General features: G+C 51.9%; 14 protein-coding genes. 4 read left to right on the forward strand and 10 right to left on the reverse strand.

The window, feature by feature from the left end:
- Positions 1 to 76: 76 nt before the first annotated feature.
- The 9 genes from purL to QME66_10340 all read right to left on the reverse strand — a co-directional run bounded on the left by purL (position 77) and on the right by QME66_10340 (position 11040).
- Entirely contained in the window at positions 77 to 2347 is a 2271-nt protein-coding gene (gene purL / locus QME66_10300; GenBank protein ID MDI6809357.1) for a phosphoribosylformylglycinamidine synthase subunit PurL, read from the reverse strand.
- Positions 2344 to 3648, reverse strand: coding sequence for an adenylosuccinate lyase (purB, locus tag QME66_10305; protein ID MDI6809358.1), 1305 nt, complete (start codon positions 3646 to 3648; stop codon positions 2344 to 2346). Before purB ends, purL begins: the two co-directional genes overlap by 4 nt.
- Positions 3649 to 3878: 230 nt before the next feature.
- Positions 3879 to 5063, reverse strand: a complete 1185-nt coding sequence (locus QME66_10310; protein ID MDI6809359.1) for a trypsin-like peptidase domain-containing protein — start codon at positions 5061 to 5063, stop codon at positions 3879 to 3881.
- Entirely contained in the window at positions 5060 to 5722 is a 663-nt protein-coding gene (gene fsa, locus QME66_10315; protein MDI6809360.1) for a fructose-6-phosphate aldolase, read from the reverse strand. Before fsa ends, QME66_10310 begins: the two co-directional genes overlap by 4 nt.
- A gap of 14 nt (positions 5723 to 5736) precedes the next feature.
- Entirely contained in the window at positions 5737 to 6465 is a 729-nt protein-coding gene (gene truA, locus QME66_10320) for a tRNA pseudouridine(38-40) synthase TruA (GenBank protein ID MDI6809361.1), read from the reverse strand.
- A gap of 14 nt (positions 6466 to 6479) precedes the next feature.
- Positions 6480 to 7166, reverse strand: a complete 687-nt coding sequence (locus QME66_10325) for an energy-coupling factor transporter transmembrane component T (GenBank protein ID MDI6809362.1) — start codon at positions 7164 to 7166, stop codon at positions 6480 to 6482.
- 82 nt (positions 7167 to 7248) lie between these two features.
- Positions 7249 to 8256 carry an aspartate-semialdehyde dehydrogenase gene (locus tag QME66_10330; GenBank protein MDI6809363.1) on the reverse strand — a complete coding sequence of 336 codons (1008 nt, stop codon included), beginning with the start codon at positions 8254 to 8256 and terminating at the stop codon, positions 7249 to 7251.
- Positions 8257 to 8429: 173 nt separating this feature from the next.
- Positions 8430 to 9998 (reverse strand): apolipoprotein N-acyltransferase, encoded by a 1569-nt coding sequence (gene lnt, locus QME66_10335; GenBank protein ID MDI6809364.1) that lies wholly within the window; start codon positions 9996 to 9998, stop codon positions 8430 to 8432.
- Between the two features lie 25 nt (positions 9999 to 10023).
- Positions 10024 to 11040: a Gfo/Idh/MocA family oxidoreductase gene (locus QME66_10340; protein MDI6809365.1), complete on the reverse strand. Its 1017-nt coding sequence runs from the start codon at positions 11038 to 11040 to the stop codon at positions 10024 to 10026.
- 282 nt (positions 11041 to 11322) lie between these two features.
- Between QME66_10340 and QME66_10345 the strand changes: the two genes are divergently transcribed.
- The 4 genes from QME66_10345 (at position 11323) to QME66_10360 (ending at position 13990) form a co-directional block, all read left to right on the forward strand.
- Entirely contained in the window at positions 11323 to 11961 is a 639-nt protein-coding gene (locus QME66_10345; protein MDI6809366.1) for a hypothetical protein, read from the forward strand.
- Entirely contained in the window at positions 11958 to 12632 is a 675-nt protein-coding gene (locus QME66_10350; GenBank protein MDI6809367.1) for a matrixin family metalloprotease, read from the forward strand. Before QME66_10345 ends, QME66_10350 begins: the two co-directional genes overlap by 4 nt.
- Positions 12633 to 13370: 738 nt before the next feature.
- Positions 13371 to 13793: a hypothetical protein gene (locus QME66_10355; protein ID MDI6809368.1), complete on the forward strand. Its 423-nt coding sequence runs from the start codon at positions 13371 to 13373 to the stop codon at positions 13791 to 13793.
- Complete coding sequence (locus tag QME66_10360) at positions 13790 to 13990, forward strand: hypothetical protein (GenBank protein ID MDI6809369.1); 201 nt, start codon at positions 13790 to 13792, stop codon at positions 13988 to 13990. Before QME66_10355 ends, QME66_10360 begins: the two co-directional genes overlap by 4 nt.
- Before the next feature lie 300 nt (positions 13991 to 14290).
- On the opposite strand, the gene QME66_10365 is transcribed toward QME66_10360, so the two are convergent.
- Positions 14291 to 14456, reverse strand: a 166-nt coding sequence (locus QME66_10365; GenBank protein ID MDI6809370.1) for an ATP-binding protein, incomplete at its 5' end; no start/stop codon positions are given.

Below are 14456 nucleotides of genomic sequence, written 5' to 3' on the forward strand. Positions count from 1 at the left end.
CGACCCCCTCATACCCCCTGGCAGTGTGCCTTATGAAACACCCTGCATTTCGTAAGGTTATTTCTGGGACGGCACACTACGAGAGGACGCTCTTCATTCTATCCTTCCAGGGCTTGAAGAATTCTTCGACAGGGATATCAAGCATTTTTGCACCTCGAAAGGCGATCCGGATTCTGCCGTCACTTGTCACTCTTCCAAGAATCGAGGCTCTTACCGCCGCATCTTCAAAATGTCTCACAACTCTGTCCAGGTTCCGCTCGGAGAGTTCAAGAACGAATCCCGATGATTCTGAGAAAAGGAGCTGATCGCCCCTCATCTGTTCCGAGAGAGAAGAAATATCGCCACTAATCCCAAGATTCCTGGGGCGCGATGGAAAACACATTTCAAGAAGAGTGAGCCCCAACCCGCCATCGGAGATGTCGTGGCAGGCCACGAACAATCCCTGACGCATACACTCAAGAATTGAGGCAAACACGGTTCTCTCAAGGTGGAAATCGACCCTTGGTACCCTACCCCCGGATACCCCCAGTTCTCTCAGGTAGGCAGAGCCACCAAGTTCAGGTTTTCTTTCTCCGACAAGAAGAAGGAAATCCCCTCTTTCCTTGAGAGAGAGTGTGAGTGCACGCGAATAATCATCGATCAGTCCATAGCACACGACCACCGGGCACGGACGTATCGATCCGGTCTCAGTGTAATTGTGAAAGCTCACATTCCCGGAAACGAAAGGAACCGGCTCCCCTTTCTTGTCAATCATCCCGATACCTTGAGCGGCCTCGCCCATTCCGCGCACGGTCTCCTTGAATTGCCACATCGTAAGCTCATCGTCAGGATCTCCAAAGTTGAGACAATCTGTCAGTGCGCACGGCAGAGCCCCCGCGCTCACAGTATTTCTCATCGCTTCAACCACGGCGGAGACGCCGCCCCAGTATGGATTTATCTCGCCGTAGAACGGATTTCCGCCTACTCCGACTCCAACTCCATATGGAAGGTCCGGGTCTGGAAGAAAGACGCAGCCATCCGATTCGCCGGGTCTTGAGACAGCTCTCCCCTGAACCTCCGCGTCGTAGAAGCGGTAGACGTACTCTCTTGAGCAGAGGTTTGGTGAAGAGGCGAGGCGGAGGAGCACTCTCCCTATGTCGGCAGGTTCCTCGAAGAGTGCCTCTTTCTCGGGAGTTTCCATCGAAGCATCTTTGATTTCCTTCATAGGGCAGGCCTTAACCAGGGCAATTGGAAAATCACACACATTCTTCCCGCTTGACTTTGCCACGAATACCGGCTTCTCGACCGCCTTCCCTATGACCTTTGCCTGGGCACCCTTGTAGAGAAGAGGGAGAGAGAAGTCCGAGTTGTAGATTCGGCAAATCTCTTCTGCAATCCCCTTCGGCACGGCCAGGACGTATCTTTCCTGAGTCTCTGAGCAAAGGACTAGCGCGGGCGGCATATCCTCTTCCAGCGGGACTTCGTTCAGATCTATTTCGATTCCTCTCCCGCCGGCAAGCCCCATCTCCGAGAAGGCGCAGCCTATTCCTCCCGCCCCAAGGTCCTTCATTCCAATTTGAACGCCCTTTCTCCTGGTCAGCTCCAGCACCTCTTTTGTCGCCAATGCCAGAACCCTTTTAAGGAATGGGTCCGGAACCTGGACAGAAACTCTTTCTTCATGACTAGAGGCGGCACCGAGCTTCCGCGATGCAAACGAAGCTCCTCCTGCGCCGGTTCTGTCAGTCGGCTTGCCGACAAGCAGGAGCACGTATTCATCATCTCTTGCGCTATCCGGAACGAAACTCCTGATGATTTCGTTTTCCCTGATGACTCCCACTGCAACAACATTAACAACGCAATTTTGGTCAAACGAATCGTCGAAATAAATATCTCCGCCGATATTTGGAACACCAAGGGCATTTCCATATTGCCAGATCCCATCAATCACGCCGGATGCAATCTCCTTCACTCTGCCTGAAAATCCGCCTTCCGGATTCCCGAATCTGAGACAGTCCATGACTCCAACGACCTCGGCACCCATGCAGTAGACATCCCTTACGATGCCTCCGATCCCGGTGGCTGCACCCTCAAAGGGAAGCACCTGGGACGGATGGTTATGACTCTCGTGAGACACTGCTATACAGAGAGCGTTTGGCCCTCGTTCAAGCCTCACGATCCCGGCATCTTCACCAGGCCCGAGAACAACGTTGGAGGCCTTCACGGGAAGGAATTTCTCAAGGATGCGTTTGCTGCTCTTGTACGAACAATGCTCAGACCAGAGGGCATCAAAGAACAGAAGCTCGGCGGGAAGCGGCTCCCTCCCCAGACTACTCCTGAGGTGCAGGAGTTCCGTCTCTGAAAGGCTCAACGTCTGCTACTCCCAAGAGCTCTCTCGAAGATCGCATCGGTATTTCTCAGAAAATAGCCGGTGCTGAAGAGGTCATCCAGCTCTTCTTTTCCTATGTTTTTGTTTATGTCGCTGTCCGTCTGAAGCAGCTCCTTCAAGTCTCTTTTCTCATCGCGGGCGCGAAGAGCATTCCTCTGCACAATCTCGTATGCCTTGTCTCTGGGGAATCCCTTTCTCATAAGCTCGACAAGAATCCTCTGCGAGAAGACAAGCCCGCCTGTCTTCTTAATGTTTTTCATCATTGCTTCCGGAAAAACCTGGAGACCTCTCAAGACTTCAAAGAAGAGTGAAGCCATGTAGTCAAGAAGTATGAAGCCGTCAGGAATGATGATTCTCTCGACCGACGAATGGCTTATGTCTCTCTCATGCCAGAGCGAGATGTTCTCCAGTCCGGCGAGAAGGTTGGCCCTGAGCACCCTCGCAAGCCCGCATATCCTCTCGCAATGAACAGGGTTCTTTTTGTGCGGCATCGCAGACGAACCCTTCTGGCCGGGCTCAAACGGTTCTTCAACTTCAAGTATTTCCGTGCGCTGGAGATTCCGTATCTCGGTCGCAAATTTTTCGAGCGATGCCCCACTCACGGCAATTGCCCACAGAACCTCGGCATGCCTGTCCCGCTGGATGATCTGGCTCGTGACCAGCGCCGTCTTGAGGTTAAGTCTTGAAAGCACTCTTTTCTCTATGCCGGGATCCAGATGCGCATAGTTTCCCACTGCGCCGGATATCTTCCCCACTGAGGCAATATCACGGGCCCTGATCATCCTCTCAATGTTCCTCTCATTTTCGCAGTACCAGAGAAGGATCTTAAGCCCGAAGCTTGTCGGCTCCGCATGAACACCGTGGGTCCTTCCAATAATTGGAGTTTTCTTGTACCGCAGGGCGAGTTCCTTGAGGAGACCGGAGATATCACGGAGGTCGGCCAAAATGATCTCGCTTGCCTTTTTGATCTGAAGTGAAAGGGCCGTGTCCATCAAATCAGATGAAGTGAGTCCGAGATGAAGATATCTGGAGTCATCTCCAATAAACCTGGAGATTGCCGAGAGGAATGAGACCACCTCGTGCTTTGAAGTTGCCTCGATGGCAAGAAGATCTTCGGGAACTATCTTTGCCTTTTCCCTGATCCTCGAAGAGGCTCCCTTCGGTATCGTACCTCGAGCTTCGAGTTCCTCGCAGACAAGGAGTTCTATCTCAAGCCACGTCTCGTACTTCTTCTCCTCCTGCCATACGGCTCCCATCTCCGGTCTTGTGTACCGCTCAATCATATTTACCCTCTGCCCAACAGGGTTCGCGACGAGCCTTTCGCTGGCGCCGCTCCGGGATGACCCATCTACGGCTCGCTAGGCGGGGAATCCCTGCCCCTCCCAGCCTCTAAAGGGCTGGGTATCCCCACCTCACTCGCCAAGATGGGTTCCCCATCCCTCTCGCGGAAGCCGGCTCACGGTTCGTCGCCAACACGACTCCGCGTACCATTTCTCCAGCCCGCAGCTGCCGCTCAGTTCTGCTCAGGGGCCTCTTCGAGCACGAGTTTGATTTCTTTCCGCTTCCCGTCGCGTTCGATTTCGAAGAGAAGCGTATCACCGATTTTTTTCCCGAAGATCGAACGGGCGGCGTCTTCACTCGTTCTTGTCTTTTCGCCGTCGACTTTTCTGATGAGGTCCCCGATCTTGAGGCCCGCTCTGTCAGCAGGGCTGCCCCTCTCCAGACTCGAGACAATGAGCCCCTCCCTGTCGGTGATATTAAACCGCGAAGCAAGGTAGGGCGAGATCTCCCAGACATGAATGCCTATCCAAACCGGTCTCACCTTCCCGAATTTGATGAACTCATCCAAGACTCTCTTGGCGACGTTTATGGGTATCGCAAAACCTATCCCAACCGACCCTCCGCTTCCGGAGAATATGAATGTGTTCACTCCAATCACTTCTCCATCGCCGTTGGCAAGCGGCCCGCCGCTATTCCCGGGATTTATGTCAGCATTTGTCTGTATCATGTCTTTGTATATCCCGGCGGCGCCGCCAGGCTTTATGCTCCTGTGCACTGCGCTCACTATACCTGCTGTCACTGTGGGCTGGCTGTCGTTCAGGAGATAGCCAAAAGGATTTCCAATTGCTATTGCCCATTCCCCAACTACTATGCCGTCAGAATCTCCTATTGGCGCCGCAGGAAGGTTCTTGCCATTTATTTTGAGAAGAGCAAGGTCATAGTTGGAATCGGAGGCGACGACATTTGCGTCGAATTGCCTTCCATCGGTGAGGGTCACATTCACCTTCTGCGCGTTCGCGACTACGTGTTCATTGGTCAGGATGTATCCGTCTTCGTGGATGATGAACCCGGAGCCCATGTTCGAAATCTCCCTCTTGAACTCCCACGGGGCATAGAAGTCTCTGAAAAACTGATCGAAGAAGTCGTCCCCGAAGCGGGTCTGGAAAGGAGAAGTTGAGACCAGCTGGGTAACACTTATGGTCACGACGGATGGTCCGACTTTCCTGGCCGCTTCTGTCGCAGGGCTCTTTCGAAGCGGGCTCAGCTCCTGGCCGGCGGACGACGCGCCAAGGAAAGCCACTTGCGTCTCACCACCGGATAGAGAAGCTCGCGGGAATTCCTTTGCCGTCGTGAGTGTTCCGGCGATGCCGATCAGTATCCCAAGGAATAGCGGAAACAGGAATCGCAAGAATCTCACAAGAGCTCACCTCCAAGCTTCTTGACTTTTTCCCAGTCTTCGAGGAAACGCTTCACCCCGGCATCGGTGAGCGGGTGCTTAATTATTTGCTCAATCACCGGAAAAGGTATCGTGGCTATATGAGCGCCGGCAATAGCAGCTTCAATGACATGAAGCGGGTTTCTTACGCTGGCTACGATTATTTCGGTTTCGAAGGAGTAGTTCCGGAAAATCAATGTCATTTCTCTGACGACATCCATCCCAACGTGACTCGAATCATCCAGCCTTCCGATAAAAGGACTCACGTAGGTGGCACCAGCTTTCGCAGCAAGAATGGCCTGGTTCGATGAAAAGACAAGCGTGGCATTCGTCTTAACGCCCTTCGACGATAGTTCCTTGATCGCCTTTATGCCCTCCCGGATAAGAGGCACTTTCACCACAACGTTCTTGTGGAGCTTTGACAATTCCAGTGCCTGTGTCACCATGCCTGCGCTGTCCAGTGCCACCACCTCAACGCTCACAGGACCATCGACCGCCTGGCAGATCTCAAGAATGACGTCCTTGAACGGCCTCTTCTCTTTGGCAACGAGAGTGGGATTCGTGGTCACCCCATCCAGGACACCCAGAGCTTTCGCGTCACGAATCTCCTTGATGTTCGCCGTATCGATGAAAAACTTCATGGCTCCTCCCTTCCTCAGTACAGGACCTCCAGCAGGTACAGCCCGTGCGTCGGGGCCTTCGGACCCCCCAGCTCTCTTTTCTTCGCATCAAGAATCAATCGCATTCTCTCTCTTCCCAGCTTCCCGCGTCCTATTTGCATACACGTTCCTACTATGTTGCATACCATCCCTCTCAGAAAACTCCTTGCCTCAATCCTGAAAATAGCTCCACTCTTCCACTTCCTCCATTTCGTCGAGAACACCTGCGTGACATGGCTTCTCGGTGATGATCCGGAAGAGACAAAGGAGCTGAAGTCGAGTGTGCCCTCAAGAGTTTTTGAGGCGAGATCCATCTCTGTCACGTCGAACTCATACGGAACGCACCAGGCATTTCTTCTCCAAAGCGCGGAGGAACCTCTGACGATGATGTACTCATACACTCTTCTCTTCGCACTTCTCCTGGCGTCGAAATCCAGTCCGACTTCTTCAGCACGCTTTATTCTAACATCTTTTTCGAGAAGATCATTCAATGCCCTCATTATCCTGTCGGGCGGAAGGGCGCTCTGCGTATGGAAATTAGCGACCTGACCGACTGCATGACATCCGGCATCTGTCCGCCCTGCTCCTCTGACCTTCAACTCTTCCCCGAACAGATGTCTGAGTTTCGCTTCAATCTCGCCCTGAACCGTCCTCAAGTCCCTCTGGGCCTGCCAGCCTGAGAAAGCCGTTCCATCATATTCGACCGTGAGCTTTATGTTCCTCATATTCCCTGTGTCCGTCAAACCTCATAGCCTCTTAGCCTGAGCGCACGCGCAAGAAGCTCGCTTTTCCTCAGCACCGCCGAAATGAGCGGAATTGTGATTCTGGAAATATCAACAACATTCCAGGGGAAAGAACTCTTCTTGAACCCGCACCTTGCTCTCTGTGCAATGAAGATTCTCCTGGCCTCCTCGATGAGTACGGGGACAAAAGTGAGCGAGAGCATAAGCACGAAACCGGCGGTTTTCATCCTCCGCCTTATTCTCCTACCCGGCACTGACTCAAAAGCAGTCAGAATCTGGGCCGGCGATGTCGACCACAGGAGAAGAGACACGAGTGCAAGAAGGAGCAGGGCTCTGAATGAGAAGACGACCCCTGCATAGACGCCTTCGACCGTGATACTCACAGGAAGGAATCTTATCACGATAATTGGATGGCCGGGTGTTAGAAATGCAGAGAGGAGAAAAGTCAGAAGGGAGACTACCAGACATTTCTTGAGAAAACTGAGGAACACTGGACCCGGTATCCTGGCCAGAAAGAAGCATGTCCCGCACAGGATGGCCAGGGCTGAGAAAAGGAAAATGCTCTTCAGGAATGAAATTGCAACAGCCAGACCAAAAAGCGCGAGTATCTTTATCCCGGCATTGAGTCTGTGGAAGGGAGAATGAATGGGAAGGTACTGACCAAAAGCAAAATCTGAATTCACTGAAAATCTCTTTGCTTGCCTTCTTGATTCATGAACTGTTTATTATCCCCCGACCAGAGTTCTGCGACTCTTCAGGCGCACACTAGTGCTTTGAGGCTGCAGTTGAGAACAGAAGCTCCGCTATCTGAACAGCGTTGAGCGCGGCTCCTTTTCTAAGATTATCCGAGACGATCCACAGGTCAATTCCGCAGGGTATTGAACTATCCTCCCTTATCCGGCCGACAAAGACATCGTCTTTTCCTTCGGCCAACTCGGGTGTCGGATAGATGCCTGCTTCCGGCTTGTCAAGAACCGTGACCGAAGGAGCGCTCCCGAGGATTCTGCGGACTTCATCTGCAAGAAGTTTCTTCTTGGTCTCAATGTTCACAGCCTCACTGTGACACCTTTTTACGGGAACCCTCACGGCAGTTGCGGTTATTGAGAAACTTTCATCTTCAAGGATTTTCTTCGTCTCAAGGCAGACCTTCTTCTCTTCAACAGTGTACCCGCTTGAGTCGAAAGCTTCCACGAATGGAAAGACATTGAAGGCTATCCGGTGGGGATACACTCTTGGAACAGGTTTTCTCCCGGAGAGCATTTCTTCCGTGCCAAGCTCAAGTTCCTCTATTGCCTCGATTCCTGTGCCCGAAACCGATTGATAGGTGGCAACCACAACCCGTCTTAATCCCGCTGCGTCCATGATGGGTTTGAGAACAACAACAAGCTGGATTGTCGAGCAGTTTGGATTCGAAATTATGCCATGATGTTCTCTAGCTCTCCCGCCGTTTACTTCAGGCACGACGAGCGGTACGCCAGGATCCATCCGGAACGCAGAGCTATTGTCTATGACAATGGTCCTCTTCTTGATGAGCGGCGCGAATTCCCGGCTTACGGATCCGCCCGCCGAGAAAAAAGCAAGCTCGGCTTCCTGGAGCGGAACGGCCGATAGCTCTTCAACGCGCAGCTTTTCTCCGCGGAAAGTAACGGTCTTCTCGGCAGAGCTCTTTGTCGCAAACACCCTGAGTTCGCCGACGGGGAATTGCCTTTCTTCGAGCACACGCAGGAACTCAAGACCCACCGCACCGGTTCCGCCTACGATGGCGACCTTCATCTACAAACCTCCGCGTGTAAATCGTGTCACTGGCAGGATTTTCAATTCACTGCGAAATATACCACCACAGCCAGGTCGTGTCAAAAAACCGCAGGCACCCATCCCGAGGATCTGCAATGGCGAATGAGCCCCCTCACTAACCTCTCCCCCTTGGGGAGAGGATCAAGGTGAGGCTATGATGGAACGCATACCTTGTTCTTCCTCTCCCCCCTGGGGAGAGGACTGAGGTGAGGGTGCCTCTTCCTGAGGATCAGGCATGCGAGGATTCCGGCAAGGAGAACTCCCAGGCAGGCCTTTCCGAAATACTCTCCGTGCTCCCGGTAAAACGACTTGCCCGGGCCGAGCGGCACTTCGGCCAAGACGGAGCTGGTCTCGAAGATCCCGGTCTTCACAAGGACCCTGCCGTATGGATCAACCGCCATGGATACGCCGGTGTTGGCACATCTGACCAGAGGGATTCTGTTCTCAACCGTTCTCAGAATCGCCATGTACGCGTGCTGATAGGGAGCTGCGGTTCTTCCAAACCACTCATCATTCGTGATGTTGGCGAAAAACTCGGCACCGTTCACCGCCATCTGCCTTGCGAGCGGAGCAAAGATTGACTCAAAGCAAATCAGTGTGCCGAATCTCGATCCTCCGAGAGAGAAAACCGTATAGTCTTTTCCTTCAGAGAAATCGGCCTCGCCGAGGTCAACCTTCTTCAGGAAGGTGAGAACAGTCTGAAACGGAATTCTTTCCCCAAACGGGACGAGATGAATCTTCCTGTACTGCTCGACTAATCCCAGACCTGGCAGAAAAAGTCCGGCGGCGTTGTATGTATGTCTCTCACCGCCATCAAGCTCTGAATCGGGATATCCGGAGAGAAGAGGAATGCCAGTCTCTCTCAGCATGTCGGCAACGGCAATGTAGAAACTATATTCATATCTTACGTGGCTCGGGATCGCAGTTTCCGGCCAGATCACAAGGTCAATCTTCTTCCCATCTCTCCTCGCATCGCTAATTCCTTTTCTCGTGAGATCCAAGAACTTCTGAAAGTTCTTGTACCTGTATCTCTCATCCCACTTCACATCACTTCCTATGTTTCCCTGAATCAAAAGCACGCTGATGCTGCGTCCTGCTTCGGTTCTCCTGAGAACGTTCTTCCCATGTGCCAACGGCCCGAGAATCGAGATGAGCAGCGTGAGCAGGAAGACAAACTTTATTCCACGTCTTTCTTCGGCAAGAAAATGAAAGATCGACGTGTTTGAAAGGATGATGAGGAAACTCAACCCCGCGACACCCGTCAGCGACGCGATCTGCAGAAGAGAAGGAAAGGGACTTAGCGCATATCCGAAGCTTGCCCACGGGAACCCAATGACACCAAGTGACCTAAGGTATTCGGTCCCGCACCAGATGAAAGGTGCCGAGATTATGTATGGTATTCTAAATCTTCTTCTCAAGGCAGAGATCGAAAGACAGAAAATCGCGGGATAAAGAGAAAGATAGAGAGCCAGTGCCGCAAGCGCAGGAAACATTATTCCCGGAACGCGGACTTCCTTCTCCGGGAGGAAGACTATCCAATAGAAAATTACGAAAGAAGAAACAACCCCCTGGATGTAGCCGAGCCAGAATGCCTTCTTGAGGGATTCATTGTCTGTCAGGCTTAACGAGAATAGAAGCGGAACAAGTGAAAAGTAGGAGACGAGGCCAAGTTGGAGCGGCTGAAAGGGCAGACCTGCAAGAACACCTGAAAAGACAGACAAAGAGAAAGGTTTTGTTAGAAAATTCCTAACTAAGTTTCACCTCTTTCTTTGTTTCGGCGGATTTGTATATCGCGTCCACAACCCGCATGACTTCGAGCCCTTCTTTTGCTGATGAGACAGGAGTCTCTCCCTTCCTCACGCAGTCAACGAAGTGCTCGATTTCAGCTTCATATGATTGCTTGTGGATATTTCTTGTCGGCTCTACTGAAGGAGTGACATTGGCGAGAGTGCCGTGCATCTCCTTGTGTATCCTCAGCGGGTTGAGAAGAGCTACTCCGGACCTTCCGTAGAGATTCAGATAGCCGAAATTGGATTCGAGAAGGAGAGTCCAGCTGACCTCCAGAGTGACTGTTGCCCCACCTTCAAGTCTCAGGAAGCACGTAGCAGAGTCTTCGACGTCCCGTTTGCCTGCCTTGGAATACGTGGATGCAGTTACTGAAACGACTCCCGGATTTCCCATGAGCCAAAGGCATAGATCCAGCATGTGGACACCAAGGTCCATGAGCACGCCGCCGCCCGAAACTTTCTTATCTCCATGCCAGGCGCTGTCCCTCCACTCTGTCGGTCTTCTCAGCCATCCGGTTTTGGCGTAGAGGATTTGACCCAGCTCTCCCTTCTCCACGAATTTCTTCAGCAAGCGAGAATCCGCCCTGAACCGGTTGTTGACCGCAGGCATGAGAATCTTCTTTGCCTTCTCGGCCGCCTTCACCATTTCCTCGGCTTCCAAGGCGTTTCTTGCAAGCGGCTTTTCGCAAAGCACGTTCTTTCCGTAGCTGAGGGCCGCCACTGTCATAGGTGCGTGAAGGAAGTTCGGAGTGCAAATGTGAACCCCATCGATGTCATCCATCCGAACAAGCTCTTCGTAGTCCTCAACCACCCTCTCAATCCCAAATTTCTGGGCAACCCTTTGAGCTCTTTCCTCATCGTGGTCGCAAATAGCCACAATCTCGACATCCTTGAGCTTCTTCAATGCCGGAATGTGCTCGACCTGAGCTATCGCACCAGCTCCAATGATTCCTATCCGAACCGTTTTTTTCGGCAAGTCTCCCTCCTTTTTCGAAACATAATAGGCAAAAACAGATGAACCGTCAAGAAGGATGTCGTAGCCCAGCCCCGTGTTCCGGTCTCCTCCAATGAAGTAAGACTATTTCTCAACATTCATACTTGACAGGATGGACATGCTCCGTCTATCATACTTGCAGAGGACGAGCTAATCGTTCAAGTCACGCTGCAAGGTCGAAGATGTGCCACAGACCGGACCTGGCCGAGATCAAAACCCTCTCGGAATGGGTGCTAGGCCGGCCACGGGAAAGGAGGGATTGAAGTGGTCAAGTTTCTCAGAACGATCACCACCATCTTAACAGTGTCAGTTGCAGTGAATGCCTTTGCCGGGTGCCCAAAAACAGAGAAGGATATTGCTTTGGAGGCACTCCTAGATAAGCTCTGGCGGGAAAAGAGGCTGACAGTTGAGGACATGGCTCAAGTATCTGACTGCATCGTGATTGGCAAGGTAAGAAAGCTCATGGTGAGGAAAGACGAGAGTTTCGTTTATCGGGACAGAGAGTGTAGGATTCCGGTGCCGATGCCTGAGATAAGGACATATGTAACTCTTGTCCCTAAGAAGTTCCTTAGGAAACCTGAAGGGGTCGACCCTGGGAAAAAAATCACAATTCGCTACCCGGGCGGCGAGGTAATAGAAGGAGGGATCGGTCAGGTTAGTGAGCCTAACTTTGTAGGTGGATCACCCAAGTTTGATCCAGGGCAGGAAGTGTTAGTGTTTCTGGTAGCTGTCGAAGACGGGCTCTACTACAAGTTGGTTCTTGACGGCGAAGGTGAGTACACTGTTAAAGGAGGGAAAGTTTTCCCTCTGCACGGTGTCCACGCTCGGACAGATGGCACAGGTTTATCGGTCGAAGAGGTTAGAAAAAGGATCGAAAAGGCTCTGATCAAGGGAAAAAAATGAGAAGAAGAAAAGCAGTAATCTTCTTTGTGTTTAGTTTCTGTGTGTCTATTCCCTTGGTTTTTTCATACAACTACACAGGGTATAAGTGGAACTCAAATCCATCCTATTACATTAACCAGGACCTGGACACCGATGTGTGTCCGGGTGCCGAGAGTGCTGTCATTCGAGCTGCGGCAACCTGGAGTAATGTTTCTAACCAGAGTTTTCGTTTGTCGTGGGCTGCAAGCACAGACCTCAATTATAATCCATCGGGGCATGACGGTTTCAGTGTGGTTGGTTATTGGATTTTTCCCGACAACCGGGTTGGAGATACGAAAGCGTGGTATGTTGGCTCAGGGCAGATTATCGAATGTGATACAGCCTTTAACACATATTATCTTTGGTCGGCATCGCTTTCCGACTTATGCCCATGGGATAGGATGGATGTCCAGAATGTGGCTACGCACGAATTTGGGCACTGGCTGAGGCTTGGTAACGTGGGAGACTATAACGCCACAATGTGCGAGTTCACCGAAAAAGGCGAGACGAAAAAAAGATCTTTGGAGAGCGATGATATGGCTGGTATCCGACATATATATGGATCTGGTGGTGGCGAAAAGCGTGGCAGCGGTTGCGGTTTGAACCCTGCAGTGCCACCAGAAGACGATGAAATCCCTGAGAAGAAACCATGAAACGAAACCAGATGATCAGAAAGCACTTCTGGTCTTGCGTTGCCGTCACCATCCTTTTGCAGACTGATGACTGGTTTCCCAACAAAACTCTGCGTCTGGGCGGGAAGACACGATGTGGCGTTTCACCTACTGGAATAGTGGGAGGAGTCCGAAGCCTTTGAGCTTTTTGTGAGGCTCTATCTGGTGAGACCAGGTTCCCTTCCGGCCTGAGATTTGCCTCTTCTGCGGCTTGTGTTTGTGACGAAACAGCCAGAAAGCAGATAATACTGCCCCCTGGCACAAGAAGAAACTCCAATGAAAATAAAGCAGTCATGAGCACCTGCAAAAAGGGCTTGACAGAAGTAGGCGTCGGATTTATCTGATAATGTAGGAAGTTTCAAACAAAAGGTAAGTCGTGGGACTAAATTGAGCTGTGGAATCTAGAATAACTGTCGATTAGTCTGTCATGAGAGCAAAAGAAGAGAATATGAAGTCATCACAGACATTCGGAACGATGCATGGGTCAGCAACAAGCGCGGTGATGCTGGGAGAGTTGAAGGGGTAAGTCCAAAGGAAGGTGAAGTGACGAATGTTCGTGTTACATTCTCGAGCTGCCGGCTGCCCGGGTCGCGTTGTCTGTGCGTGGGTTGAATCGGTTACTGAGTGAAGGGCGGTGATCGTGTGTTCTTAAGGGGCTGGTGGAGTGTGCTGCTGGCTGTTGGGATCATATACAGGACCCCTGCAGGGGTTAATGTTTGGATGTATAAGTATCAGCGTTTGGACGAGGCGCTCAAGGTAGCTGCGATTGGGAGGCACATGGAACTACCGCCGCTAGCGAAGCTAGTTGAGCAGGAGACGAAGGAGGATGGGGATTACTGGAGCTTCGCTGTGAAGGACAGTGGGCTTGTAGTGTATTGGGGGAGTGATACGAGGATTGTGATTGAGCGGAAGGATGGGAAGGTCTTTGAGAGTGAGGCTTGTTTCTTTGTGCGTGATGTGCCTGGTGGTGATGTGATGGACTGCAGGAAGAGGGGGGTTCTTCTTGATAGTAGTCTCCTGCGTACTCCCAAGAAGGAGTCTGCTCTGATGCTTGTGAAGTTCCCTCGTGGTAGTGTTGGTGATGTTCGCCAGGTGAAGAGCCTGGTAGTGAAGAACCTGGATAAGGGGGTGAGACAGAAATGAAAAGAGCGGTGCTTGTCCTGATGTTGGCGATCATGCTGATGAGTGTGACGGCGGTGCCAGTGGTTCAGGGCTTCGGCGGTGCGAACTGCGAGAAAGTTGTAGCAGGGGATCTGAGCTGGAGGAGTCTGTTTGGGTGTGCAGCTGAGCTCGTGTTCGAAGGGATTACGCACGACTGGCCGGGTTATGGGGGACCGTAGGCTTTAGCTTTAGGTGGTCCCTGGGCCGCGCTTGCTGCCTTTCTCGATTCTGGGCGTTGGCCGTGCCCTCCAAGATGTCAACTCCGTTTTTCTTTGTCCCCTTTTTTCCGGATAGAATGTCCCTTTTTTGACGTTTAGGTCTTTGGTCCGTGGCGACGCTTGGAGTCTGTCGGAATATTGTTCATCCAAGAAAATCGGCCTCCACATTTGCCCCAGGTTTGACGACCTCTGATCCGCCAAGGGTTTTGATACCCCCAAAACTCTCCATTTTTCCATTTCTCCGACAGGCTCCCAGGAGTTTCACTTCTCAGCTTCCGTTATCACCTCCTTTGGTTGTGGTTCGGGCGACAGCATCCCAGCCTTTCGCTTCTCTTTGAGGCGATAACTCTCTCCCTTGATGTTTACCGTTGTAGAGTGGTGGAGGAGCCTGTCAAGGATCGCCGTTGCCAGGACGTGGTCGTTGAAT

It is taken from the genome of Candidatus Eisenbacteria bacterium (genome assembly GCA_030017955.1).
GTDB lineage: Bacteria > Eisenbacteria > RBG-16-71-46 > JASEGR01 > JASEGR01 > JASEGR01.